The organism is Actinomadura chokoriensis (assembly GCF_039529475.1).
Classification (GTDB): Bacteria; Actinomycetota; Actinomycetes; order Streptosporangiales; family Streptosporangiaceae; genus Spirillospora; species Spirillospora bangladeshensis.
In genome coordinates, this window is the sequence record NZ_BAAAMW010000012.1 from 124,775 (window position 1) to 146,381 (window position 21,607).

The window sequence follows — 21,607 nt, forward strand, 5'->3', positions numbered from 1 at the left end:
GAGATAGTTCCGTGGTTCAGGCTATCGCGCGCCCCCTACCCGCCGGCGCCCAGGTGCACCCACCGGCATGCCGCGCCGGTTCCCGAGCACGCGAAAGGCCGCCCCGGACGAATCCGGGACGGCCTCGGCCTGCGCGTGCGCGGGCAGCACGGTGAGCAGGCGCCCTTCCGGGCACTCAGCCCCCGCGAGCGGCGGGGGAGTGCCCATACGCGCGTCAACTATCCGTTGACCTTCTTCTGGAGGTTGGTGTCGAGGGCCGCGAGGAACTCCTGCGTCGTCAGCCAGGGGGTCTCGCGCCCGACCAGCAGAGCCAGGTCCTTGGTCATCTGGCCGTGCTCGACCGTCTCGACGCAGACCGCCTCGAGCTTGCGGGCGAAGTCGATGACCTCGGGCTGGTTGTCCAGCTTGCCGCGGTGCTCGAGGCCGCGCGTCCAGGCGAAGATGGACGCGATCGGGTTGGTCGACGTCGGCTTGCCCTGCTGGTGCTGCCGGTAGTGCCGGGTCACCGTGCCGTGCGCGGCCTCCGCCTCGACGGTCTTGCCGTCGGGGGTCATGAGGACGGACGTCATCAGGCCGAGCGAGCCGAAGCCCTGCGCCAGCGTGTCGGACTGGACGTCGCCGTCGTAGTTCTTGGCGGCCCAGACGAACCCGCCCTCCCACTTCAGCGCCGCCGCGACCATGTCGTCGATCAGCCGGTGCTCGTACTCCAGGCCCTTGGACTCGAAGTCGGCCTTGAACTCCGACTCGTAGATCTCCTGGAAGATGTCCTTGAAGCGCCCGTCGTAGGCCTTCAGGATCGTGTTCTTCGTGGACAGGTACAGCGGCATGCCGCGGTCGAGCGCGTACCGCATGGTCGCCCGCGCGAAGTCGCGGATCGAGTCGTCGAAGTTGTACATGCCCATCGCGACGCCGCCGCCGGGGAAGTCGGCGACCTCGAACTCCATGGGCTCCGAGCCGTCCTGCGGCGTGTAGGTGATCGTCACCTTGCCGGGGCCGGGGACGACGAAGTCGGTGGCGCGGTACTGGTCGCCGTGCGCGTGCCGGCCGATGATGATCGGCTTGGTCCAGCCGGGGACGAGTCGGGGGATGTTGGAGCAGATGATCGGCTCACGGAACACCACGCCGCCCAGGATGTTGCGGATCGTCCCGTTCGGGGACCGCCACATCTTCTTCAGGCCGAACTCCTCGACGCGCGCCTCGTCGGGGGTGATGGTCGCGCACTTGACGCCGACGCCGTGCTCCTGGATGGCCTTGGCGGCGTCGACGGTGACCTGGTCGTCCGTGGCGTCACGGTGCTCGATCCCCAGGTCGTAGTACTTCAGGTCCACATCGAGGTAGGGCAGGATCAGCTGGTCCTTGATGAATTTCCAGATGATCCGCGTCATTTCGTCGCCGTCGAGTTCGACGACCGGGCCCGCTACTTTGATCTTGGGCATGCTTGTGCTGTCCCTTTCCTACACCTGGCCAGCAGTCCTTGTAAGGCTCAACTGGCTAGGCTAGCCGAGGCGGTCATGCGGTCTAGACCTGGCCTGGCCCCGAACGCCTCTACCTGGGACGACGCGCTAGCCCGGCGGCCCGTTTCCGGGCGGGGAACCCGGCCCGCCACCGGCCGGGGGGACCGCCGCGGAGCGGCGTCCGGCGATGAGCAGCCGGATGCCGCGGGCCACCGCCGTGAGCGCGATCAGGATGCCGAACGCGCCCGCGAGCGCGAGGCCGGTCTTGTTCATCGGCGGGACGCTCAGCGACACGAACGCCACCATCTCGCCGAGGAGGACGAGCGTCCAGCAGTCGACGGACCGGCTGCGGACGGCGAGCGGGCCGAGCTGCGACTCGGGCAGCAGCAGCCGGGCGAGGGCGCCGACGAGCAGCGCGGCGGCCATCAGGCCGGAGCCCTTGCGGAAGTAATTGAAGGCGCACAGGGTCAGGCCGGCCCCGACCCCGCTGAGCACGAACAGGTACGGGAGCTGCGCCAGCCAGTGCGGTGCGGCGCCCCTGCGGCGCGGCGCCTTACGCCGGCGCCGCTGCACCTGAGTGCTCATGCTTCTCACGGTATCGCCGATCGCCGGACGGGACGACATCGTCCACCCGCGAGCACGGCAGACCGGGCCCGAAACCACATCGCGCCGCTTCCGGAAGCGCGACGCAACGTACCCGCGGCGGCAACGGAACGCAGCCGCGACCGCGATGGAACGGTCCGTCTTGTCGCCCGGCGCCGGGAATAGGGATGTGACGGAAGGTGCCCGGGTGATGCCCGAGAGGCCGGAATCCCTTGTCCCATCGGTGCTACTCGCCAGTAGGAGGGTGTGACGGCACGGCGCCCGGGTAACCCGGCAGACAGGGGTCGCTAACTAGCTGGGAGGACTGCCGTGGAGGGGCCGTTCATGCGGATCGAGGACAGCGGGCTGGTGATGCCGCTGCGCCCCGACGTTACGACGGTCGGGAGAGGGAGAGGAGTCGACGTACGCCTCGACGACCCGAGTGTGTCCCGTTTGCACGCAGAAATCGTCCGACGTGGCCCGTACGTCTACGTGGTGGACATGGGCCTGTCCCGCAATGGGACCCGAGTCAACGGCAGGCCGATCGCCCGCCGCGTCCTGGAGGACGGCGACGTCGTGAGCTTCGGCACGGCGCGCTGCCGGTTGGGGGGAATCCCCCGTGAGGAGGTCGACCCGGACGTCGAACTGCGGCGCGCCGTCGCGCCCGAGCTCACCCGCCGCGAGGTCGACGTGCTGACCTCGCTGTGCCGACCCGCCCTGTCCGACGAAGCGTTCGTGGCCCCCGCCACGGCGCGCGACATCGCCGGCGAGCTGGTCGTCACGGAGGCCGCCGTCAAGCAGCACCTGCTGCGCCTCTACCAGAAGTTCCGCATCCCCGAGGGCGCCAACCGGCGCACCCGGCTCGCCAACGAGGTCATCGCGATGGGCCTCGTCCGTCCGCTGCCGCCGGTGCACGTCCCCCACCAGGGCCGTCCGCCGATGGACGGCCGGGTCCCCGGCGTCCGGACGGCGGAGACCCGCAGGCCGGGCCACGGCCACGGGCCGAGCCGCCCGGCCCCTAGCGCCGCCGGACGGAGGGCCAGCTGATGTGAACCTGCGGTCGCCCTCCCGGCAGCGCGTACGAGGGCGATCGCTGAACCTCCTGGACGGGGTCCGCGCAGGTGACGGCGCAGGGCCCCGCCCGGAGCAACGTGTACGGGGCCGCCACCTCGGTGCTGAGTGGCGGCCCCGTCCACGTGCCGGCGCCCGTGCGGAGGTTCGTCAGGCGGTTCGCTCGGCGGCTTCGACGACGTTCGCCAGGAGCATCGCGCGGGTCATCGGGCCGACGCCGCCGGGGTTGGGGGCGACCCAGCCGGCGACCTCGCGGACGTCGGCGGCGACGTCGCCGGCGAGCTTGCCGTCCACCCGGGAGACGCCCACGTCGAGGACGGCGGCGCCCGGCTTGACCATGTCGGCGGTGATGAGGCCCGGGACGCCGGCGGCGGCCACGACGATGTCGGCGGCGCGGGTGTGCGCGGCCAGGTCGCGGGTCGCGGTGTGGCAGAGCGTCACGGTCGCGTTCTCGGTGCGCCGGGTCAGCAGCAGGCCGAGCGAGCGCCCGACCGTGATGCCGCGGCCGACGACGGCGACCTCGGCGCCCTTGATCGGGACGTCGAAGCGCCGCAGCAGCTCGATGATGCCCTTCGGGGTGCAGGGCAGCGGGCCCGGCTGCATGAGGACGAGCCGGCCGAGGTTCGTCGGGTGCAGGCCGTCGGCGTCCTTGGACGGGTCGATGCGCTCCAGCACGCGCTGCTCGTCCAGGCCCTTCGGCAGCGGCAGCTGGACGATGTAGCCGGTGCAGGCGGGGTCGGCGTTCAGCTCGGCGACGGCCCGCTCCACGTCGTCCTGGGTGGCGGTGGCGGGCAGGTCGCGGCGGATGCTCTCGATGCCGACCTCGGCGCAGTCGCGGTGCTTCATGTTGACGTAGGAGTGGCTGCCCGGGTCGTCGCCGACCAGCACGGTGCCGAGCCCGACGGTCACGCCGCGGTCGCGGAGCGCCTCGACGCGCACCTTGAGGTTCGAGCGGATCTCGGCGGCCGTGGCCTTGCCGTCCAGAATCTGTGCCGTCATGCGTTCCTCCGCGTGGATCTCGCCGGTGCCCGGACGGCCCCGCAGGACCGAGCCCGGCTCGAGGTCCCGTCCACCCAGGCGCGCGGTGTCCGGACTGTCGTTCGCTCCCCGGTGGTGATCCACCTTGCCGCGCCAGTCGCGTGAAAACCCATGGTAACGGGCGAGTGGCACCCGGAAATCGGGGCCGAGTGGCCCTGCCGGGGCCGGTCCGGCGCCTTCTAGCGTGGTCGGCATGAGCGACGCATGGTTCGAGCGGCCCGTCCTGACCGGGCGGTATGTGCGGCTGGAGCCGCTGTCCCGCGCGCACACCGGGGGTCTGTTCGAGGCGTCCAAGGACCCGGACGTGTGGACGTGGCTGAACGAGCGGCAGCCCGCGACGGCCGACGGCATGGGCGTGCTGGTCGACAAGGCGCTGGCCGAATGCGAGCGCGGGGCGCGCCTGCCGTGGGCGCAGATCGACGCGGCGACCGGCGAGGTCGCGGGGACGACGTCGTACTACGAGATCGCGCCGTCCCACCGCGGGCTGTGCATCGGCAGCACCTGGATCGGCGCGCGCTGGCAGCGGACGGGGATCAACACGGAGGCGAAGCTGCTCCTGATGGGACGGGCGTTCGACGACCTCGGCGCGATCAGGGTCGGCTGGCACACGCACGTCCGGAACGAGCGGTCGCGGGCGGCGATCGAACGCCTCGGCGCCTCGTTCGAGGGCGTCCACCGCAAGCACCGGATCCGCCCGGACGGCTCGATCCGCGACACCGCCGCCTACGGCATGACGGACGACGAATGGCCCGCCGCCGCCCGAGCCCTGCGCGCACGGCTGCGGTAGCGGGAGGGGCTAGTCCTCGGAGCGGCTGCGCCAGGCGAGGACGCGGTCGGTGCCGTGCCAGCCGAGCTGGGCGGCGAGCATGGCGGCCACGAACGCGGCGAGCAGGCCGATCACCTGGCGGGAGTCCATCAGCAGGGAGTCGACCAGGTAGACCGATCTCAGCATGAGGGCCAGCAGCACGTCCATCGCGCCTCCATCACGGAATGCCCGCGCCGGAGTCAAGGGAGCGTCATGAGGGGGCGCGGCTGCGCCGAGGCTACCCGCAGCCGTCAAGTGCAAAAACCGCGGCTAAACCCGGTGCGACTGTGTTGCGCGTCACACCGGGTTCGCCGCGGTCCTGCGACCGGTCAGTGGAAGAAGTGCCGGACGCCGGTGAAGTACAGGGTGATCCCGGCCTTCCGCGCCGCCTCGATCACCTTGTCGTCGTTGACCGATCCGCCGGGCTCGACGACCGCCTTCACGCCCGCCTCGGTCAGCACCTCCAGGCCGTCCGGGAAGGGGAAGAACGCGTCGGACGCGCCCACGGCGGACGCGGTGCGCTCGGCGCCCGCCCGCGCGACCGCGAGCTTGGCGGAGTCGACCCGGTTGACCTGCCCCATCCCGACGCCGACCGTGGCGCCGCCGGCGGCGAGCAGGATCGCGTTCGACTTCACCGAGCGGATCGCCCGCCACGCGAACGCCAGGTCGCGGAGCGTGGCCTCGTCCACGGCCTCGCCGGTCTTCAGCTCCCAGGTGGACGGGTCGTCCCCGGGCGCGTCCACGCGGTCGACGCCCTGCAGCAGGACGCCGCCGTCGATGCGCCGGTACTCGGTGGCGCCGGCCGGGGCGTCCGGGCAGACCAGCAGCCGGACGTTCTTGAACCGGTCCTTCAGGACGGTGACGGCCTCGTCGTCGAACGCCGGGGCGATGACCACCTCGGCGAAGCTCTCGGTGACCTGCCGCGCCATGGCGGCGGTGACCGGGCGGTTCGCCGCGATCACGCCGCCGTAGGCGGACACGGGGTCGCAGGCGTGCGCCTTGCGGTGCGCCTCGGCGATGTCGGCGCCGACCGCAATGCCGCACGGGTTGGCGTGCTTGATGATCGCGACGCAGGGCTCGGTGAAGTCGTAGGCGGCGCGGCGGGCGGCGTCGGTGTCCACGTAGTTGTTGTAGGACATCTCCTTGCCGTACAGCTGCTCCGCGCCCGCCAGCCCGGTCTCGCCGGGCGAGCGGTACAGGGCGGCGCGCTGGTGCGGGTTCTCGCCGTACCGGAGGGTGTTCGACCGCTCCCAGGTGGCGCCGAGGAAGTCGGGCCAGTCCGTCTCGGCGGCGGTCTCGTCCGGGGCGTAGCTGCTCGCGAACCAGGAGGCCACGGCCACGTCGTAGGACGCGGTGTGGGCGAACGCCCGCGCGGCGAGGCGGCGCCGCTCGTCCAGGGTGAAGCCGCCGGCCTTCACCGCGTCCAGGACCGTCCCGTAGGCGGACGGGTCCACGACGACGGACACGCTCATGTGGTTCTTCGCGGCGGCGCGCACCATCGTCGGGCCGCCGATGTCGATCTGCTCGACGCACTCGTCCGGCTTCGCGCCCGAGTCGACGGTGTCGGCGAACGGGTACAGGTTCGCGACCACCAGGTCGAACGGCTCGACGGCGAGGTCTTCGAGCTGCTGGAGGTGGTCCTCCTTGCGGCGGTCGGCGAGCAGGCCCGCGTGCACCCTGGGGTGCAGGGTCTTGACCCGTCCGTCCAGGCACTCGGGGAACCCGGTGAGCTTCTCCACCTTCATCACCGGGACCCCGGCGGCGGAGATCCGGCCCGCCGTCGACCCGGTCGAGACGATCTCCACCCCGGCCTCGTGCAGGCCGCGGGCGAGCTCCTCCAGCCCGGTCTTGTCGTACACGCTGATCAGCGCACGCTTAATCGCCACCCGACTCACCGGCCGAGCTCCCCTCATGGTCGTCGGAAGTTCCTAGTCGTCGGACATTTCCCTGGTCTTCGACGGTCCGGTCTTCGGAGGTCCGGCCTTCGCAGGGCCCGGCCTCCGCAGGGCCCGGCCGCCCGGAGATCCAGCCGCCGGCGGCCGCTAGCCGTCGGAAGATCCGCCGGCGGAGGACGCACCGCCGGACGCGTCGCCGCAGGTCCTGCACTTCATCGAGACCCGCCTGCCGCGCGTCGTCCAGCCGTCGCGGGCGAGCCGTCCGACGACGTCGACGAGGAGCCGGCGCTCCACCTGCTTGATCCGCTCATGCAGGGAGTCTTCGTCGTCATGCCAGCCCACGGGGACGCTCTCCTGGGCGATGACGGGTCCGGTGTCCACGCCTTCGTCGACGAAGTGAACGGTACAACCCGTGACCTTCACGCCGTACGCCAGGGCCTCCCGTACGGCGTGCGCGCCGGGGAACGAGGGCAGCAGCGCGGGATGGGTGTTGACCGTCCGGCCGCCGAACCGGGCCAGGAAGCGCGGGCCGAGGATCTTCATGAAGCCGGCGGAGACGACGAGGTCGGGCTCGTGGACGGCGACGGCCTCGGTCAGCGCGGCGTCCCAGTCGTCCCGGGACGGGAAATCCGGGATGCAGAGCGTGAAAGTGGGCAAACCCACACGTTCTGCGCGTTCGGTTCCCGCGATATCGGGGCGGTCCGCCCCCACGGCCACGACTTTCGCCCCGTAGGCTGGATCCGCGCACGCGTCGAGCAGCGCTTGTAGGTTGGTCCCCGCACCGGAGACGAGGACGACGAGCCGGGCGGACACCATGACTCCCAGTTGGACGTTGACGGGGTGTGCGGCCGACATGAAGCCTATCGGGCCGGTTCGGCGCCGCCACCATCGCAGAGCACCCCACGGGCCAGGAGGAAACGAACGTGAGCGAGCAGCGGGACCGTGAGGTCCGTCCCGAGGACCGCCCGGACGGGCGGCCGGCGGGAGAGCCGCCCGCGGGGCAGGCCGAGGCGCGTCAGGCCGGCGTGCGGGCCCTGTGGCTCGGCGGCATCGCGCTGGTGACCTCGCTGTTCTTCTACCCGCTCGGCCTGGTGCTCGGCATCGCCGCCCTCGTCGTCGGGATCAAGGCCCGCCGCGCGGTGCGCGGAGCGGGTGGAGCGGGCGGCGCGCGCGAGGCCGTCCCCGGGGCCGTCCCGGGCATGGTGATGGGCGGGATCGGCCTGGCGATGTCGCTGGTGATGGTCGCGGGCGCGATCGTCCTGCGGACGGAGTTCAGCGGCTACTGGGACTGCGTCAACGCCTCCAACACCCACACCGACGAGCAGGCGTGCCGCGACGAGTACTACCCGAAGATCGAGGACAAGCTCGACCTCCCGCGCGGCTGGATGAACAAGTACGGCGACCTCCTCTAGCCGCCTCCTGGGGGCTGTTCGGTCAGTCGTCCCGGTCGGGGTCTTCGCGGAGGACGTAGATCGCGCCGCCGCGGTTCTCCGTGCGGCTCGGGTCGGCGCGGGGCGGGGGGACGGGCCTGCGCGGCTCCTCGGGTTCGGGCTCCGGCTCGTCCACGATGTGGCCCTCGACGACGACCGTGCCTCCGCCCGCCGGCGGTTGGGCCGGTCGCCGGCTCCGCTCCTCGGTGGGCTCGTGCTCCTCGGCCAGGTCGGGCAGCGGGTCGCTCCGGCGGCGGGTGCGCCGCGGGGCGAGGACGGGCTCGGCCTCCTCGAACTCCACCGGATCCGGCGCGTGCGGGGCCCTCGGCGCGGCCGGCGCGGGTTGCGCGGGAGGGTCGTAGTCACCCGGAACCGGGGCCGACAGCGGGACCGTCGCGGGCTTCGGCGGGGCGGCCGGCTTCGGGTTCTTCGCCCTCTTCGGCTTCTTGGCCCTGGTCTTCCCGGCCTCGGCGCGGGCCGGGCGCCGCAGCACCATCGAGTTCGCCACCCACGCCGCGATCGCCGCCGAGATCCCCACCTCCAGGGCCGCGAGCAGCCCCACCTGCCAGGCGGACGGGCCCACGGTCGCCATCCGTCCGCCGCCGAGCGGGCCGCCCGACAGCGCGCTGAGCAGGGCCGCCACGGCACCGGTCAGCGCCCCGGACACGAACCCCCACAGCGGCGCGCCCTCCGCCACCGGGCTCGGCAGCGACCTGATCGTGAGAACGCCGCCGACCGCGCCCGCGACGAACGGGGCGGCCAGCGCGATCAGCGACAGCGCGGGGGCCGGGCCGGGCTGCGGCAGCGCGGCGAGCGGCGGGAACGCGGGGACGATGTCCAGGAACACCCCGGTGGGCGAGACGCTCGTGCCGGCGCCGACCGAGAACCCGGGGCCGACCGCGTACGCCATCCCCCAGATCACGGCGTTCGGCAGGAAGGCCAGCTCGACCAGCAGCAGCAGGACGCCGCCGACGACGCCCGGGGCGAGCATGTCGTACAGGTCGTCGGCGCCCGCCATGTTCATCGCGAGCGCCGCGCCCACGAGCACCGCACCGGACGCGAGCAGCACGCCCAGGGCGCCCGCCACCCCGATGACCAGCGAGCGGGGCCGCTCGGGCAGCAGCCGCAGCAGCGCGCCCAGCCCGGACCGCACCCGCCGCCCCTTCGCCTCCGCCGCGACCTGCGCGGCGACCACGGCCCGCGCGGCGCCGAGGCCGCCCGCGGTCACCGCGACGAGGAAGCATCCGATGAGCGCCTGCCACGCCGACGGCCGCACCTCCTTCGAGGACGCCGCGAGCGCGAGCAGCGCGGCCAGCGCCGCGTACGGCGCGGCCTGCGCGACCGCCACGTGCACGACCGCGATGCGCGGACGCTGCCGCAGCCCCGCGACCCGGATCATCCACCCGCCGCCCCGGTACAGCAGCACGCCGGGCAGGACGATGACGCCGAGCGGCAGCAGCCCGACCCGCCCCTGCCCGTAGGAGAAGCCCGCGTGGTGGGACACGAGCCAGAAGTTCACGGCCGTCCGGAACACCCCGGACAGGCCGTTGCCCATCGCGGTCTTCGGCGCCGCGATCCATCCGATGAGCGTGATCGTGGTGAGCACGGCGAGCCCGATCCCGACGCACCACAGCGCCGCGACCAGCCCGGTCACGTACAGCGGACGCGCGGGCTGCACCGCCGTCCGCGGCCTGCCGTCGCCGGCGCGCGCCCGCCCGGCCGCGCCCTTCACCGGCGCCGCGTTCCTGACCGGCGCGGCACCCTTCACGGGCGCCGCCCCCTTGGCCGGCGCCGCCTCCGGCGGCTCCCGCCGCGCACGCTGCCCGGGCGTCCTGTCGCTCACCGCTCCATGCTGGCACCACCCCCGCCTCCGGCGCCCCCGCCCGCCCGGCGTGTCGCCTTTGTCGTCGCCCCCGTCCCCGCGCCCGCCGTCCGCCGCCGGGTTCGGGGGGGAGAGACGCGAAAGACGCCCGGGCCGTGGGGCGGCTCGGGCGTCTTTTCGGTGCTGCGCGGGAGGTCAGAGGTTCTTCATGATCTCGCGCATGAGGACGGCGGTCTCGCTCGGGGTCTTGCCGACGCGCACGCCGACCTTCTCCAGGGCCTCCTTCTTCGCCTGCGCGGTGCCGGCGGAGCCGGACACGATCGCGCCCGCGTGGCCCATGGTCTTGCCCTCGGGGGCGGTGAACCCGGCGACGTAGCCGACGACCGGCTTGGTCACGTTCTTCTCGATGTAGGCGGCGGCGCGCTCCTCGGCGTCGCCCCCGATCTCACCGATCATCACGATGGCGTCGGTCTCCGGGTCGTCCTGGAACGCCTGGAGGGCGTCGATGTGGGTCGTCCCGATGACGGGGTCGCCGCCGATGCCGACGCAGGTGGTGAAGCCGATGTCGCGCAGCTCGTACATCATCTGGTAGGTCAGCGTGCCCGACTTCGACACGAGGCCGATGCGGCCCGGCGTGGTGATGTCGGCCGGGATGATGCCCGCGTTCGACTTGCCGGGGGACGCGATGCCCGGGCAGTTCGGCCCGATGATCCGCGTCTTGTTGGCCGCCTTCTCGGCGTACGCCCAGAAGTAGGCCGTGTCGTGCACCGGGATGCCCTCGGTGATGACCACGCAGAGCGGGATCTCGGCGTCGATCGCCTCGACCACGGCGTCCTTGGTGAACTTCGGCGGGACGAACACGACGGAGACGTCCGCGCCGGTCTGCTCCATGGCCTCCTTGACGGTGCCGAACACCGGGAGGCTCGTGCCGTCGAAGTCGACGGACTGGCCGGCCTTGCGGGCGTTCACGCCGCCGACGACCTGGGCGCCGGCCGCGAGCATGCGGCGGGAGTGCTTCATGCCCTCCGAACCGGTCATGCCCTGAACGATGATCTTGCTGTTCTCGGTGAGCCAGATGGCCATTGTCATGCACCTGCCGCTGCGAGTTCGGCGGCGCGCTTGGCCGCGTCGTCCATGGTCTCGACCTGCTGGACGCCGGGCAGCGCCGCGTCGTTGAGGATCGTGCGCCCGAGCTCGGCGTTGTTGCCGTCCAGCCGGACGACGAGCGGGCGGTCGACGGCCTCGCCGCGGTCGGCCAGCAGCTTGTAGGCCGAGACGATGCCGTTCGCGACGGCGTCGCAGGCGGTGATGCCGCCGAAGACGTTCACGAAGACGGACTTGACGGCCGCGTCGGACAGGACGATCTCCAGCCCGTTCGCCATCACCTCGGCGGACGCGCCGCCGCCGATGTCGAGGAAGTTCGCCGGCTTCTGGCCCCCGAACTGCTCGCCCGCGTAGGCGACGACGTCGAGGGTGGACATGACCAGGCCCGCGCCGTTGCCGATGATGCCGACGCTGCCGTCGAGCTTCACGTAGTTGAGGTCCTTGGCCTTGGCGGCGGCCTCCAGCGGGTCGGCGGCGGCCTTGTCCTCGAACTTCTCGTGGTCCTGGCGGAACCCGGCGTTGTCGTCCAGGGTGACCTTGCCGTCGAGGGCCTTCACCTGGCCGTCGGCGGTGAGGATCATCGGGTTCACCTCGACGAGGGACGCGTCCTCGTCGGTGAACACGGCCCACAGCCGCTCGATCAGCTCGGCGGCGCCGTCCAGCGCCTCCTCGGGCAGCCGGCCCTGCTCGGCGATCTCGCGGGCCTTGGCCCGGTCCACGCCGTCCAGCGGGGAGACCGGGACCATCGCCAGCCGGTCGTGCGGCACCTCCTCGATCTCCACGCCGCCCTCGACGGAGCAGATGGACAGGAAGGTGCGGTTGGCGCGGTCGAGCAGGAAGGAGAAGTAGTACTCCTGCGCGATCGCGCTCCCCTCCTCGATCAGGACCTTGTGGACCGTGTGGCCCTTGATGTCCATGCCGAGGATCTGACCGGCGAGCGCCTCCGCCTCGTCGGCGTTGTCGGCGAGCTTCACGCCGCCGGCCTTGCCGCGGCCGCCGGTCTTCACCTGGGCCTTGACCACGACCTTCTTGCTGCCCGCGGAGAACAGCTCCTCCGCGATGGCGCGCGCTTCCTGGGGAGTATGGGCGACCTTGCCGGTGGGCACCGGTACCCCGTACTCGGCGAAGAGTTCCTTCGCCTGATGTTCGAACAGGTCCACGAGGGCGTCCTTAACGGATCGACAGCCAAAGACCACACGAGTCGGCGATCTACACGGGTTTCCGTGCGGCCGGCACTCTGCGGTCCGCTCCGTCGATGCAGCCTAGTCAACCCGTCTTCGTGGTGATGCCGCCGGGTCCATATGTCACGGAGTGTCCGGCCTAGAAGGCAACTGTCACCGGACGGCAGGTGTCTCCTCCTGAGGGGTGGGCACGAGTGGCTCGTGAGGAGGATGAACCAATTGACGTAGTTTGATGTACTTATTTCGCTTCTGCAGACGCGGGGTGCAGGGTGCGGTAAGGGGGCGGACGCATGGCGATGGCGGAGGAACAGGACCCGCGCGTCACCGCCCCCGTAGGCGGCCGGCCCGCCGAGACCGGCCCGGCACAGCCCGCGGAGACCGGCGCGGGACGGTCCGCGGGGTCCGCCGGGCAGGCGGGGCCTGCCGGGCGCGCCGGGGCCGCGCAGAGGACGCAGCCCGCGCAGACCGCACGGCAGCGTGCGCGGAGGCGGTCGGGTGCGCGCAAGGTCCGCCGCACCGCCGCCCTGCTGATGGTCGCCGCGCTCGTCGCGACCGGCGGCGCCACCGTGCCGGAACCGTCCAGCCCCGGCTGGGCCAGCCCCGGGCTCGTCGGCGGGGGCGGCTGGCCGTTCGCCGGCGTCCCGCTCTCCCCCGAGCAGGCCGAGGGGGCCTCCTACCTGCCGGACAGCTCGGTCGTCCGGCTCGCGGACGGGCGCGTCCGGCTCATCCCGTCCGGCGGCGACACGCCCATCACCGTGGACGCGTCCGACCCGCGGGTCGACACGGCCGTCCGGTCCGACAACGCGTGGCTGTCGCAGGGCACGGTCCCGACCGGCGGGATGGGCCAGACCTACCGCGACATGGCGGCCCGCGCCCTGCTCGACCTGCGGCTCCTCACCCGCCCGAACGGGGCGTCGCTGGCGTCCTGGTACACCAAGTGGCGGTACTGCTGGCCGCGCGACTCGGCGTTCACCGTCGCCGCGTTCACCGTCACCGGCCACCCGTCGGAGGCCCGGCGCGTGCTGCGCTTCCTCGCCCGGACGCAGAGCGGCAACGGCATGTGGGCCGCGCGCTACAACGCCGACGGGACGGCGGTCGCCGACGGCCGCCCGCCCCAGCTCGACTCGCTCGGCTGGGTGCTGTGGGCGGCCTGGTTCTACCGCGTCCGGACCGGCCCGCCCGACGAGCTTCCCGACCTGTGGACGATGGTGGAGCGCGCCGCCGACCACCTGGCGCACTCGCTGGACGCCGAGGGCCTGCCGCCCGCCTCGTCCGACTACTGGGAGCGCGACCCGCTCCGCGAGCAGGACCCCAGGCGCCCCACGCTCGGCGTCGTCGGACCGGTGCTCGCCGGCCTGCGCTCGGCCGCCGACCTCGCGCGGCTGCGCGGCGACGCCCGCAAGCAGGCCGAATGGGAGCACGCCGCGCAGCGCGTGTCCGACGCCGTGGCCAGGCAGTTCGCGCCCTACGGCTACCCGCGCTCGCCGCTGCCCGGCGGGCTGATGGACACCTCGGTGACCTTCCTCGCGCCGCCGTTCGCCCCGGCCGACGACGGGATCACCGCCGCGATCCAGAACGCCGCCCGCAAGCAGGCGCTGCCGAACGGCGGCGTGCTGCCGGGCGAGCGCTGGTCCGGCACCCCGGACGTCGCCTGGACGCCGGAGACCGCCCTCTTCGGCCTGAACTCCGCCGCGTCCGGCCGCACGGACGAGGCGGTCGGCCGGCTCGGCTGGCTCTCCGCGCACCGGACGTCCCTCGGCGTCCTGCCGGAGAAGGTCGGGCCGACCGGCAAGCCCGCCGGGCCGGCACCGCTCGGCTGGACGGCGTCGCTCGTCCTGCTCAGCCTGTCCGCGCTGGAGCGCCCGCTGCCAGTCCCGCCGGCGGACGGCTGACGGGGCCGTCAGCCGAACTGCTCGTAGGCCAGTTTCGCGACGAGGGCGCTGACCACGCAGAGCAGGACGATCCGCACGAAGCCGGCGCCGCGCCTGATCGCCATGCGGGCGCCGAGCTGCGCGCCGACCGCGTTGGCGGCGGCCATGCCCAGCCCGACCGCCCACAGCACGTGCCCCTGCGCCGCGAAGACGACCAGCGCGCCGAGGTTGGTGCACGCGTTGATGATCTTCGAGGTGGCGGACGCGTCCACGAAGTCCAGGCCGAGCAGCGCGGTGAACGCGACGACCAGGAACGTCCCGGTGCCGGGCCCGACCAGCCCGTCGTAGAAGGCGATGGCGACGCCCGGGACGAGGACTGCGGCGGCGACCCGGCGGCGGGTCCGCAGCACCGTGCGCGGCGCCCGGCCGAGGTCCGGCCTGAGCACGACGATCGCGGCCACGGCCAGCAGCACCACCATGATGACCGGTTTCAGCACGTCCGAGGAGATCGCCGACGCGCACAGCGCCCCGCCCGCCGCGCAGCAGACCGCGAGCGCGCCCGCCGGGACGGCGACGCGGACGTCCGGCTTGGCCCTGCGCGCGTAGGCGACCGCGGCCGAGGCGGTGCCCGCGATCGAGCCGAGCTTGTTGGTGGCGAGCGCGGCCGCGACCGGCTGCCCGGGGTTGGCCAGCAGCAGCGCCGGCAGCTGGATCAGCCCGCCCCCGCCGACCACCGCGTCGATCCAGCCGGCCGCGACGGCGGCGGCCAGCAGCATGAGCACCTGCTCGGCGTGCACGGGGACTCCGGGGGGTAAGGAGTTAAGCGGAGATCACTGATTACCCTAGCGGTGTCCCGGGGGCGTTATGCGGGCTTCATGAGCGCGTCACGGGGGTGTCATGAGGTCCACTCGTCGGCGAGGACGGCCCAGACCTGCACGTCGCGGTGCTCGCCGTCCATCACGAACGCCTGCCGGTGGACGCCCTCGCACGTCATGCCGAGCCGCTCGGCCACCGCGGCGCTCGCGGTGTTCTCCGGGGCGCAGAGCCACTCGACGCGGTGCATCCCGCGCTCCCGGACCGCCCAGTCGATCATGACGCGGACGGCCGCCGTGACCAGGCCGCGCCCCCGCGCCTCGCGCGCGAGCCAGACGCCCGCCTCGCAGACGCCGCGCGCCGTGTCGAACACCCGGAAGAGCGTCCCGCCCTGGAGGACGCCGTCCACCCAGATGCCGTACAAGCGGCCCGAGTCCTCGGCCTGCTTGTCGGCGTAGGACTGGAGCAGGGCACGGGCCGACTCCGCGTCCACGACGGTCCGCGCCCAGGGGATGTACTCCTCGATGTCCTTGCGGACGCGCTCGGCGTGCTCGGCGAACTCCGCCGCCTGCCAGGGCTCGAACGGACGCAGCTCGGCGCCGTCTCCGATCGTGCGAGCGAACATGAAGCCTCCCGAGGGGTACATACCGAACGTTTGTTATGTACCCTACGGGAATGCCCGCCCGAGGTGATCACGACGCCCGCCGCCGGGACGTGTCCGAGGCCGTCTGGCGCGTCCTCGCCGAGCACGGCTTCGGCGGGCTGACCCTGCGCGCCGTCGCGGCGGAGATGGGCGCCTCCACCGGCCTGCTCACCCACTACTTCCCGAACAAGAAGGCCCTCGTCGCGCACGCCCTCGACGTGGCCGAGGAACGCACCAGGAACCGCCCGCTGCGCGCGGCGACGGCGGCGCCCGGCATGGCCGCCCTGCGCGCCGCCCTCCTCGACGTCCTCAGCCTCACCCCCGCCGGGACCGACATGAACCGCGTATGGGTCAGCTCCTGGGACGTCTCGCTCGCCGACCCCGCCCTCGCGTCCCGCCAGAAGGACCGCTACGACGACTGGCGCCGCCGCCTCCGCCCGCACGTCGCGGCGGCCGTCTCACTCGGCGAACTGCCCGCTTCGACCGACGCGGACGACGTCGTCGCGTCCGCCGCCGCGTTCGCGCACGGCCTCGTCGTCCACGCCCTCTTCGACCCGGACCGCTTCCCGCCCGGCCGCCAGATCGCCCTGCTGGACGCCTTCCTCACGTCCCTGACCCCGGCACGCTGAGGAAGCGGGGCGGCGCTGCGATGCTGGTGGCATGACGATCAGCACGCGCGCCCTCGGAACCGACTTCGCCGCCCCGATCGACGACCGCTACTTCGAGGACTACACGGCCGGCGCCGTCTACGAGTACGGGCACGTCACCGTGTCGGAGGCCGAGATCCTGGAGTTCGCCCGCCGGTTCGACCCGCAGCCCATCCACGTCGACCCGGACTTCGCCGCGACCGGCCCGTTCAAGGGCATCATCGCCAGCGGCTGGCACACCGGCTCGATCATGATGCGGCTGTTCGCCGACCACGTCCTGTCGCGCGTCGCGAGCCTCGCCTCCCCCGGCCTGGACGAACTGCGCTGGCCCGCCCCCGTCCGCCCCGGCGACGTCCTCCGGCTGCGCGTGGCCATCCTGGAGGCCCGCCCGTCCCGCTCCAAGCCCGACCGCGGCATCGTCCGCACCCGCGCCGAACTCCTCACCCAGGACGACCAGATCGTCCTGTCGACCCTCCCCGCCAACCTCCTGAGCCGCCGCCCCGGCTAGCCCGCATCGCAACGGCGGCGGCCGCGGCGAACGGGCGCGGGCCTCCGACCTGCATCCGCGGGCTCGCGTGGTGGACGGACTGCCCTCCGTACCAGCGCGCGAGGCGGGGATCAGAGTTTTTCGATGGTGGCGAAGCGGAGGACCAGGGTGCGGACACCGTATTCGCCGCCGAAATCGACGCTGGCCTTTTCACCGCGGTCGTAGACGGAGACGACGGTGCCGAGGCCGAAGGCGTCGTGGGTGACCTTGTCGCCGGGGGAAAGGGACGGGACGGCGCGGTTTCCCGGCGAGCGGGTGCCCGGGCGTGCCGCCATTCTCGACATCGCCGGAGTGGACGTCGACGACGCCTCGCGTTCCCATTCGACGAGGGTCACCGGCACCTCGCCCAGGAACCGCGACGGCGGGTTGACCTGCGGCGCGCCCCAGGAGCTGCGCATCGCGGCGCGGGAGACGTAGAGGCGCTGCCGGGCGCGGGTGATGCCGACGTAGGCGAGGCGGCGTTCCTCTTCGAGTTCCTTGGGGTTGCTCATGGCGCGCAGGTGCGGGAAGACGCCGTCCTCCATTCCGGTCAGGAACACGACCGGGAATTCGAGGCCCTTCGCGGTGTGCAGGGTCATCAGCGTGACGACGCCCTGGTCGGTCTCCTCGGGCTGCTCGCCGGGCGGGACGGGGCCGCCCTTCGCGCCGCCGGGAATGGAGTCGGCGTCGGCCACCAGCGCGACCTGCTCGAGGAATTCGGGGAGGCGGCCCTCGGCCGATTCGCCGTCGAGGCGCTCCTCGAACTCGCGGGCGACGGCTTCGAGCTCCTGGAGGTTCTCGACGCGGGTCTCGTCCTGCGGGTCCTTGGAGTTCTGGAGCTCCTCCAGGTAGCCGCTGGCCTTGAGGACCTCGGTGAGGAGGTCGGCCGGGGTGAGCCTCTCGGCGGCGTTGCGCAGCTCGTCCAGCAGGGTGACGAACTCGCGGACGGCGTTGATCGAGCGGGTCGCCATTCCGGGCACGTCCTCGGGGACGCGGAGGGCCTGCCAGAACGAGATCCGCTCGCGGGACGCGTACGCCTCGACGCACGCCTCGGCGCGGTCGCCGATGCCGCGCTTGGGGACGTTCAGGATGCGCCGCAGGGAGACGGTGTCCTCGGGGTTGGCGAGGCAGCGCAGGTAGGCGAGCGCGTCGCGGATCTCCTTGCGCTCGTAGAAGCGGACGCCGCCGACGACCTTGTACGGCAGCCCGACGCGGATGAACACTTCCTCGAAGACGCGCGACTGGGCGTTGGTGCGGTAGAAGACGGCGACGTCGCCGGGACGGGCGTCGCCGTCGTCGGTGAGCCGGTCGACCTCGTGCGCGACGAACGCGGCCTCGTCGTGCTCGTTGTCGGCCACATAGCCGGTGATCTTGTGGCCCTCGCCCTGGTCGGACCACAGCCGCTTCGGCCGGGGGCGCGGGTTGCGCTCGATGACCGCGTTCGCCGCCGACAGGATCGTCTGCGTGGAGCGGTAGTTCTGCTCCAGCAGGATCGTGGTCGCGTCCGGGTAGTCGCGCTCGAACTCCAGGATGTTGCGGATCGTCGCGCCGCGGAACGCGTAGATCGACTGGTCGGCGTCGCCGACGACGCACAGCTCCGCCGCGCCCACCCCCTCGACGGGAGCGGTCAGCTCGCGGACCAGCTCGTACTGCGCGTGGTTCGTGTCCTGGTACTCGTCGACCAGGACGTGCCGGAACCGCCGCCGGTAGTGCTCGGCGGCCTCCGGGAAGACCTGCAGCAGGTTGACCGTCATCATGATCAGGTCGTCGAAGTCCATCGCGCCGGCCTGCTGGAGCCGCGCCTGGTACATCTCGTACGCCTCGGCGAGCGTCTGCTCCATGTGCGTGGACGCGCGGTTCTTGAACGTCTCGTAGTCGATCAGCTCGTTCTTCAGGTTGGACACCTGGGCGCTGAACGACTTCGGCGGGTACCGCTTCGGGTCGAGGTCGAGCTCGCGGCAGACGAGCGCCATCAGCCGGTTCGCATCGGCCTGGTCGTAGATCGAGAAGCTCGTGGGGAAGCCGAGGCGCTTGGCCTCGCGGCGCAGGATCCGCACGCAGGCGGAGTGGAACGTCATCACCCACATGGCGCGCGAGCGCGGCCCGACGAGGGCGCCGACGCGCTCCTTCATCTCGGCGGCGGCCTTGTTGGTGAAGGTGATCGCGAGGATCTGGCCGGGGTGCGCGTCCCGCTCGCCGAGCAGGTACGCGATGCGGTGCGTGAGCACCCGGGTCTTGCCCGAGCCGGCGCCCGCGACGATCAGCAGCGGGCCGCCGGAGTGCACGACGGCGGCGCGCTGCTGCGGGTTGAGGCCATCGAGCAAGGGGTGAGCTTCGGTCTTCGACATCACGTGCGAGTCTACGGCGCGGCGCGGACGATTTCGGCGCGTCCCGAAGTCCGGCCCCCGCGGCAGCATGTGGACAGCTGCCCCGCACCGGGTTGATTCGATCTCCGGACCGGCGGACGTTGAACGGACGGAGCGCAGGGTCATCAGGGACTCGCGCACCGTCAGGGGAGGTGGTTTCGATGACGATCCACCAGCATGACGTCCAGGCTCCACGCGTGCGGGGGGCGATCCCCCCGATCCCGCGGCCCGCGCCACGTCCGGTGCCGCGTCCCGTCCCGGTCCCGGTGCCGCCGCGGACCGGGCACCGGTTCCTCGTCTACAAGCAGGACCCGTCGGTCACCGACCCCGGCGCCCGGCTGGCGTTCATCCCGACCGTCGTGCTGAACGGCCCGGCGGACGCCCGCGTCCGGACCGACCTCGCGCAGGTCACCCCGGTCGCCCGCAACGTCAGCGGCGACTTCGTGTTCGCGGCGGGAAGCCCGCAGTTCGACTGCGCGCACACGTTCGCCGTCGTCCGGCAGACGATCGCGATGTACGAGCGGCACAACGGCGGCAACCCGATCCCGTTCGCGTGGAACGTCACCGGCAACACCGACCGCATCACGGTGTTCCCGCACGCGGGCGAGGGCGCGAACGCCTTCTACACGCGGACGGGCCAGGCGCTCAAGTTCCTGTTCTTCACCCCGCAGGGGCAGAGCGACGTCCTGTACACGTGCCGGTCGCTGGACATCGTCGCGCACGAGACGGGACACGCGGTCCTGGACGGCCTCAAGCCTGGCTGGCTGTCGGCGGGCAACCCGCCGCAGACGGGCGGGCTGCACGAGGCGTTCGGCGACATCACCGCGATCTTCCTGGCGCTGGCGGAGCCGGACCAGGCGGAGGCGCTCGTCGCGCTCACCAAGGCCAACCTGCACGACAAGTCGTTCCTGCCGGAGCTCGCCGAGCAGTTCGGGAAGGCGCTCGGGATGCCGGCCGGCCTCCGCAACGCCGACAACGACCTGAAGCTCAGCCAGGTCGGCAACGAGGTGCACGCGATCTCGCAGGTGTTCACCGGGGCGGTCTACGACGTGCTCGCGGACGTGTTCACGTTCGAGATGAACCGGCAGCGGCGCACGAAGGACCCGACGATCGTGCTGATCGAGACGGCGTCCGCGCTGTGCAAGCTGGTGTTCGACGCGATCGTGGCGTCCCCGGCGACCGGCGCCCGGTACGTGGACGTCGCGAACAAGATGCTGCAGGTGTCGGCGGGCCGCGGCGACCCCGCGATCTACCGGACGTTCATCCGCAACCGGTTCGCGGTCCGCGAGATCACCACGGCGGAGACGCCGCTGCGCGACCTGATGAGCGGGCGGATGGCGATGACCGAGCCCGGCTACACCGGGGACGGCCGGGACGTCACCGAGGTCGCCGCGCACGACGAGCAGTCCGCGAGCCTGCGCGCCGACCAGGACAGGTCGCGCTGCTGCGGCACCATGCAGATGCCCGAGTACCAGGTCGTCGCCCCGGAGAAACTGGCCATGCGGGGCCCGCTGGAGGACGATGACATCCTCCGGGACGAACTGGACGAGCTGCGCCGGGCCTTCAGCAAGTAGCGGGCCGGACGCTCCGGCGGGGAGGCGCCATGCGCGTGAAGATCGAGAGCACCGGCGGGTTCACCGGCCGGAACGCCGTCGTCGCGCTGTACGACACCTCGGCCCTCCCCGCCGGGCGGGCCGGACGCATCCGGGAGGCGGTCGACGCGCTCGCCGCCGCCCAGGCCCGCGGCGGGCCAGACGAGGCCGGTGGCGGGCCCGGGGAGATCGGCGCCGACCTTCCCGCCTACCGGATCACGGTGGACGAGACCGGCGAGGAGCCCCGCGTCTTCGAGGTGCGGGGCGACCCGACGACGGGCGCGGCGTCCGTCCTCGGCGCCCTCCTCCGGGGCCCCGACGACCCGGCCTGACTCCGGCGGGCCGGCGGGCCGGTCGCCCGGCCCGCCGGAGCCGGGGCGTCAGGACGTCTTGCGGTGGTCGCGGGCGGACTCGGCCGCGGCGTGGACGGCGGCGAGGTCGGCGCCCGTCGCGGCCATCGACGCGGCGGCGACCGCGCCCTCGACGAGCGGCGCGTCCGCGAGCAGCACGTCGTCGCCGCCGGCGTCCTCGATCAGCATCTTCGCGGTGAGGACGGAGCTGCCGAGGTCGGCGAGCAGGACCACGCCCTCGCCCCCGTCCGCGGCGGCGACGGCCTGCTCGACCAGGTCGATGCTGGTGCCGAGCCGCCCCTCGGAGTCGCCGCCGGCGGGTTCGACGACGGCCTTGCCGACGCCCATCGCGCGGGCGACCTCGGCGACGCCCTCGGCCAGCGTCCGGCTGTGCGAGATGATCACGATGCCGACCAT

At 72.6% G+C, this 21,607-nt stretch carries 21 protein-coding genes and 1 riboswitch; of the genes, 8 read left to right on the plus strand and 13 right to left on the minus strand.

The annotated features are described in order from the left end of the window. Nucleotides 1-218 precede the first annotated feature (218 nt). Both ABFX46_RS25025 and ABFX46_RS25030 read right to left on the minus strand, forming a co-directional pair. Nucleotides 219-1,436, minus strand: coding sequence for an NADP-dependent isocitrate dehydrogenase (locus tag ABFX46_RS25025; RefSeq protein WP_346045700.1), 1,218 nt, complete (start codon nucleotides 1,434-1,436; stop codon nucleotides 219-221). Between the two features lie 126 nt (nucleotides 1,437-1,562). Continuing rightward, on the minus strand, nucleotides 1,563-2,039 hold the full coding sequence (locus ABFX46_RS25030) for a DUF3017 domain-containing protein (RefSeq protein WP_346045702.1): 477 nt from the start codon (nucleotides 2,037-2,039) through the stop codon (nucleotides 1,563-1,565). 342 nt (nucleotides 2,040-2,381) lie between these two features. On the opposite strand from ABFX46_RS25030, the gene ABFX46_RS25035 reads away from it, so the two are divergent. After that, complete coding sequence (locus ABFX46_RS25035; RefSeq protein ID WP_428831304.1) at nucleotides 2,382-3,083, plus strand: FHA domain-containing protein; 702 nt, start codon at nucleotides 2,382-2,384, stop codon at nucleotides 3,081-3,083. A 174-nt stretch (nucleotides 3,084-3,257) separates the two neighbouring features. Here ABFX46_RS25035 and ABFX46_RS25040 read toward each other — a convergent pair whose 3' ends face one another. After that, nucleotides 3,258-4,106 carry a bifunctional methylenetetrahydrofolate dehydrogenase/methenyltetrahydrofolate cyclohydrolase gene (locus tag ABFX46_RS25040; RefSeq protein WP_346045705.1) on the minus strand — a complete coding sequence of 283 codons (849 nt, stop codon included), beginning with the start codon at nucleotides 4,104-4,106 and terminating at the stop codon, nucleotides 3,258-3,260. A 65-nt stretch (nucleotides 4,107-4,171) separates the two neighbouring features. Beyond that, nucleotides 4,172-4,256, minus strand: a riboswitch (ZMP/ZTP riboswitch). Nucleotides 4,257-4,338: 82 nt separating this feature from the next. Between ABFX46_RS25040 and ABFX46_RS25045 the strand changes: the two genes are divergently transcribed. After that, the gene (locus tag ABFX46_RS25045) at nucleotides 4,339-4,932 is read left to right on the plus strand and encodes a GNAT family N-acetyltransferase (RefSeq protein ID WP_346045706.1); all 594 of its coding nucleotides are present in this window, start codon (nucleotides 4,339-4,341) and stop codon (nucleotides 4,930-4,932) included. Between the two features lie 9 nt (nucleotides 4,933-4,941). Here the strand turns inward: ABFX46_RS25045 and ABFX46_RS25050 are convergent, their stop codons facing one another. The 3 genes from ABFX46_RS25050 to purN all read right to left on the minus strand — a co-directional run bounded on the left by ABFX46_RS25050 (nucleotide 4,942) and on the right by purN (nucleotide 7,661). Then, complete coding sequence (locus ABFX46_RS25050) at nucleotides 4,942-5,118, minus strand: hypothetical protein (protein ID WP_346045707.1); 177 nt, start codon at nucleotides 5,116-5,118, stop codon at nucleotides 4,942-4,944. Nucleotides 5,119-5,279: 161 nt separating this feature from the next. Continuing rightward, nucleotides 5,280-6,845: a bifunctional phosphoribosylaminoimidazolecarboxamide formyltransferase/IMP cyclohydrolase gene (gene purH, locus ABFX46_RS25055; protein WP_346045708.1), complete on the minus strand. Its 1,566-nt coding sequence runs from the start codon at nucleotides 6,843-6,845 to the stop codon at nucleotides 5,280-5,282. Between the two features lie 147 nt (nucleotides 6,846-6,992). Further along, nucleotides 6,993-7,661 (minus strand): phosphoribosylglycinamide formyltransferase, encoded by a 669-nt coding sequence (gene purN / locus ABFX46_RS25060; RefSeq protein WP_346045882.1) that lies wholly within the window; start codon nucleotides 7,659-7,661, stop codon nucleotides 6,993-6,995. 107 nt (nucleotides 7,662-7,768) lie between these two features. Here purN and ABFX46_RS25065 point away from each other — a divergent pair, with 107 nt between their 5' ends. Further along, nucleotides 7,769-8,257: a hypothetical protein gene (locus ABFX46_RS25065; protein ID WP_346045709.1), complete on the plus strand. Its 489-nt coding sequence runs from the start codon at nucleotides 7,769-7,771 to the stop codon at nucleotides 8,255-8,257. 22 nt (nucleotides 8,258-8,279) lie between these two features. Here ABFX46_RS25065 and ABFX46_RS25070 read toward each other — a convergent pair whose 3' ends face one another. From ABFX46_RS25070 to sucC, 3 genes are all read right to left on the minus strand, one after another. Further along, a complete protein-coding gene (locus tag ABFX46_RS25070; RefSeq protein ID WP_346045711.1) occupies nucleotides 8,280-10,118 on the minus strand; it encodes a cell division protein PerM in 1,839 nt (612 codons plus the stop codon). Between the two features lie 174 nt (nucleotides 10,119-10,292). After that, nucleotides 10,293-11,180, minus strand: coding sequence for a succinate--CoA ligase subunit alpha (gene sucD, locus ABFX46_RS25075; protein WP_346045713.1), 888 nt, complete (start codon nucleotides 11,178-11,180; stop codon nucleotides 10,293-10,295). 2 nt (nucleotides 11,181-11,182) lie between these two features. Next, entirely contained in the window at nucleotides 11,183-12,361 is a 1,179-nt protein-coding gene (gene sucC / locus ABFX46_RS25080; protein WP_346045715.1) for an ADP-forming succinate--CoA ligase subunit beta, read from the minus strand. A gap of 311 nt (nucleotides 12,362-12,672) precedes the next feature. Here sucC and ABFX46_RS25085 point away from each other — a divergent pair, with 311 nt between their 5' ends. Next, a complete protein-coding gene (locus ABFX46_RS25085; RefSeq protein ID WP_346045717.1) occupies nucleotides 12,673-14,274 on the plus strand; it encodes a glycoside hydrolase family 15 protein in 1,602 nt (533 codons plus the stop codon). An 8-nt stretch (nucleotides 14,275-14,282) separates the two neighbouring features. On the opposite strand, the gene ABFX46_RS25090 is transcribed toward ABFX46_RS25085, so the two are convergent. Then, nucleotides 14,283-15,029: a TSUP family transporter gene (locus tag ABFX46_RS25090; protein ID WP_428831309.1), complete on the minus strand. Its 747-nt coding sequence runs from the start codon at nucleotides 15,027-15,029 to the stop codon at nucleotides 14,283-14,285. A gap of 119 nt (nucleotides 15,030-15,148) precedes the next feature. Continuing rightward, nucleotides 15,149-15,691, minus strand: coding sequence for a GNAT family N-acetyltransferase (locus ABFX46_RS25095; protein WP_346045721.1), 543 nt, complete (start codon nucleotides 15,689-15,691; stop codon nucleotides 15,149-15,151). Nucleotides 15,692-15,741: 50 nt separating this feature from the next. On the opposite strand from ABFX46_RS25095, the gene ABFX46_RS25100 reads away from it, so the two are divergent. Both ABFX46_RS25100 and ABFX46_RS25105 read left to right on the plus strand, forming a co-directional pair. Next, nucleotides 15,742-16,338, plus strand: coding sequence for a TetR/AcrR family transcriptional regulator (locus ABFX46_RS25100; RefSeq protein ID WP_346045722.1), 597 nt, complete (start codon nucleotides 15,742-15,744; stop codon nucleotides 16,336-16,338). A gap of 31 nt (nucleotides 16,339-16,369) precedes the next feature. Continuing rightward, nucleotides 16,370-16,864, plus strand: coding sequence for a MaoC family dehydratase (locus ABFX46_RS25105; RefSeq protein WP_346045723.1), 495 nt, complete (start codon nucleotides 16,370-16,372; stop codon nucleotides 16,862-16,864). A 110-nt stretch (nucleotides 16,865-16,974) separates the two neighbouring features. Here ABFX46_RS25105 and pcrA read toward each other — a convergent pair whose 3' ends face one another. Further along, a complete protein-coding gene (gene pcrA, locus ABFX46_RS25110; protein ID WP_346045724.1) occupies nucleotides 16,975-19,230 on the minus strand; it encodes a DNA helicase PcrA in 2,256 nt (751 codons plus the stop codon). A gap of 179 nt (nucleotides 19,231-19,409) precedes the next feature. On the opposite strand from pcrA, the gene ABFX46_RS25115 reads away from it, so the two are divergent. After that, nucleotides 19,410-20,822, plus strand: a complete 1,413-nt coding sequence (locus ABFX46_RS25115) for a gluzincin family metallopeptidase (protein WP_346045726.1) — start codon at nucleotides 19,410-19,412, stop codon at nucleotides 20,820-20,822. Between the two features lie 29 nt (nucleotides 20,823-20,851). Continuing rightward, nucleotides 20,852-21,172, plus strand: coding sequence for a protealysin inhibitor emfourin (locus ABFX46_RS25120; RefSeq protein ID WP_346045728.1), 321 nt, complete (start codon nucleotides 20,852-20,854; stop codon nucleotides 21,170-21,172). Between the two features lie 48 nt (nucleotides 21,173-21,220). On the opposite strand, the gene dhaM is transcribed toward ABFX46_RS25120, so the two are convergent. Then, a complete protein-coding gene (gene dhaM, locus ABFX46_RS25125) occupies nucleotides 21,221-21,607 on the minus strand; it encodes a dihydroxyacetone kinase phosphoryl donor subunit DhaM (protein WP_346045730.1) in 387 nt (128 codons plus the stop codon).

Excerpts from the sequence above, each read along its gene's own strand:
- ABFX46_RS25100 (WP_346045722.1), top strand. The coding sequence starts at position 15,742 with ATGCCCGCCCGAGGTGATCACGACGCCCGCCGCCGGGACGTGTCCGAG.
- pcrA (WP_346045724.1), bottom strand. The coding sequence starts at position 19,230 with ATGTCGAAGACCGAAGCTCACCCCTTGCTCGATGGCCTCAACCCGCAG.
- dhaM (WP_346045730.1), bottom strand. The coding sequence starts at position 21,607 with ATGGTCGGCATCGTGATCATCTCGCACAGCCGGACGCTGGCCGAGGGC.
- ABFX46_RS25120 (WP_346045728.1), top strand. The coding sequence starts at position 20,852 with ATGCGCGTGAAGATCGAGAGCACCGGCGGGTTCACCGGCCGGAACGCC.
- purN (WP_346045882.1), bottom strand. The coding sequence starts at position 7,661 with ATGGTGTCCGCCCGGCTCGTCGTCCTCGTCTCCGGTGCGGGGACCAAC.
- ABFX46_RS25050 (WP_346045707.1), bottom strand. The coding sequence starts at position 5,118 with ATGGACGTGCTGCTGGCCCTCATGCTGAGATCGGTCTACCTGGTCGAC.
- ABFX46_RS25085 (WP_346045717.1), top strand. The coding sequence starts at position 12,673 with ATGGCGATGGCGGAGGAACAGGACCCGCGCGTCACCGCCCCCGTAGGC.
- ABFX46_RS25040 (WP_346045705.1), bottom strand. The coding sequence starts at position 4,106 with ATGACGGCACAGATTCTGGACGGCAAGGCCACGGCCGCCGAGATCCGC.
- ABFX46_RS25105 (WP_346045723.1), top strand. The coding sequence starts at position 16,370 with ATGACGATCAGCACGCGCGCCCTCGGAACCGACTTCGCCGCCCCGATC.
- ABFX46_RS25095 (WP_346045721.1), bottom strand. The coding sequence starts at position 15,691 with ATGTTCGCTCGCACGATCGGAGACGGCGCCGAGCTGCGTCCGTTCGAG.
- ABFX46_RS25115 (WP_346045726.1), top strand. The coding sequence starts at position 19,410 with ATGACGATCCACCAGCATGACGTCCAGGCTCCACGCGTGCGGGGGGCG.
- ABFX46_RS25090 (WP_428831309.1), bottom strand. The coding sequence starts at position 15,029 with ATGCTGCTGGCCGCCGCCGTCGCGGCCGGCTGGATCGACGCGGTGGTC.
- ABFX46_RS25045 (WP_346045706.1), top strand. The coding sequence starts at position 4,339 with ATGAGCGACGCATGGTTCGAGCGGCCCGTCCTGACCGGGCGGTATGTG.
- ABFX46_RS25035 (WP_428831304.1), top strand. The coding sequence starts at position 2,382 with ATGCGGATCGAGGACAGCGGGCTGGTGATGCCGCTGCGCCCCGACGTT.
- ABFX46_RS25030 (WP_346045702.1), bottom strand. The coding sequence starts at position 2,039 with ATGAGCACTCAGGTGCAGCGGCGCCGGCGTAAGGCGCCGCGCCGCAGG.
- ABFX46_RS25025 (WP_346045700.1), bottom strand. The coding sequence starts at position 1,436 with ATGCCCAAGATCAAAGTAGCGGGCCCGGTCGTCGAACTCGACGGCGAC.
- sucD (WP_346045713.1), bottom strand. The coding sequence starts at position 11,180 with ATGGCCATCTGGCTCACCGAGAACAGCAAGATCATCGTTCAGGGCATG.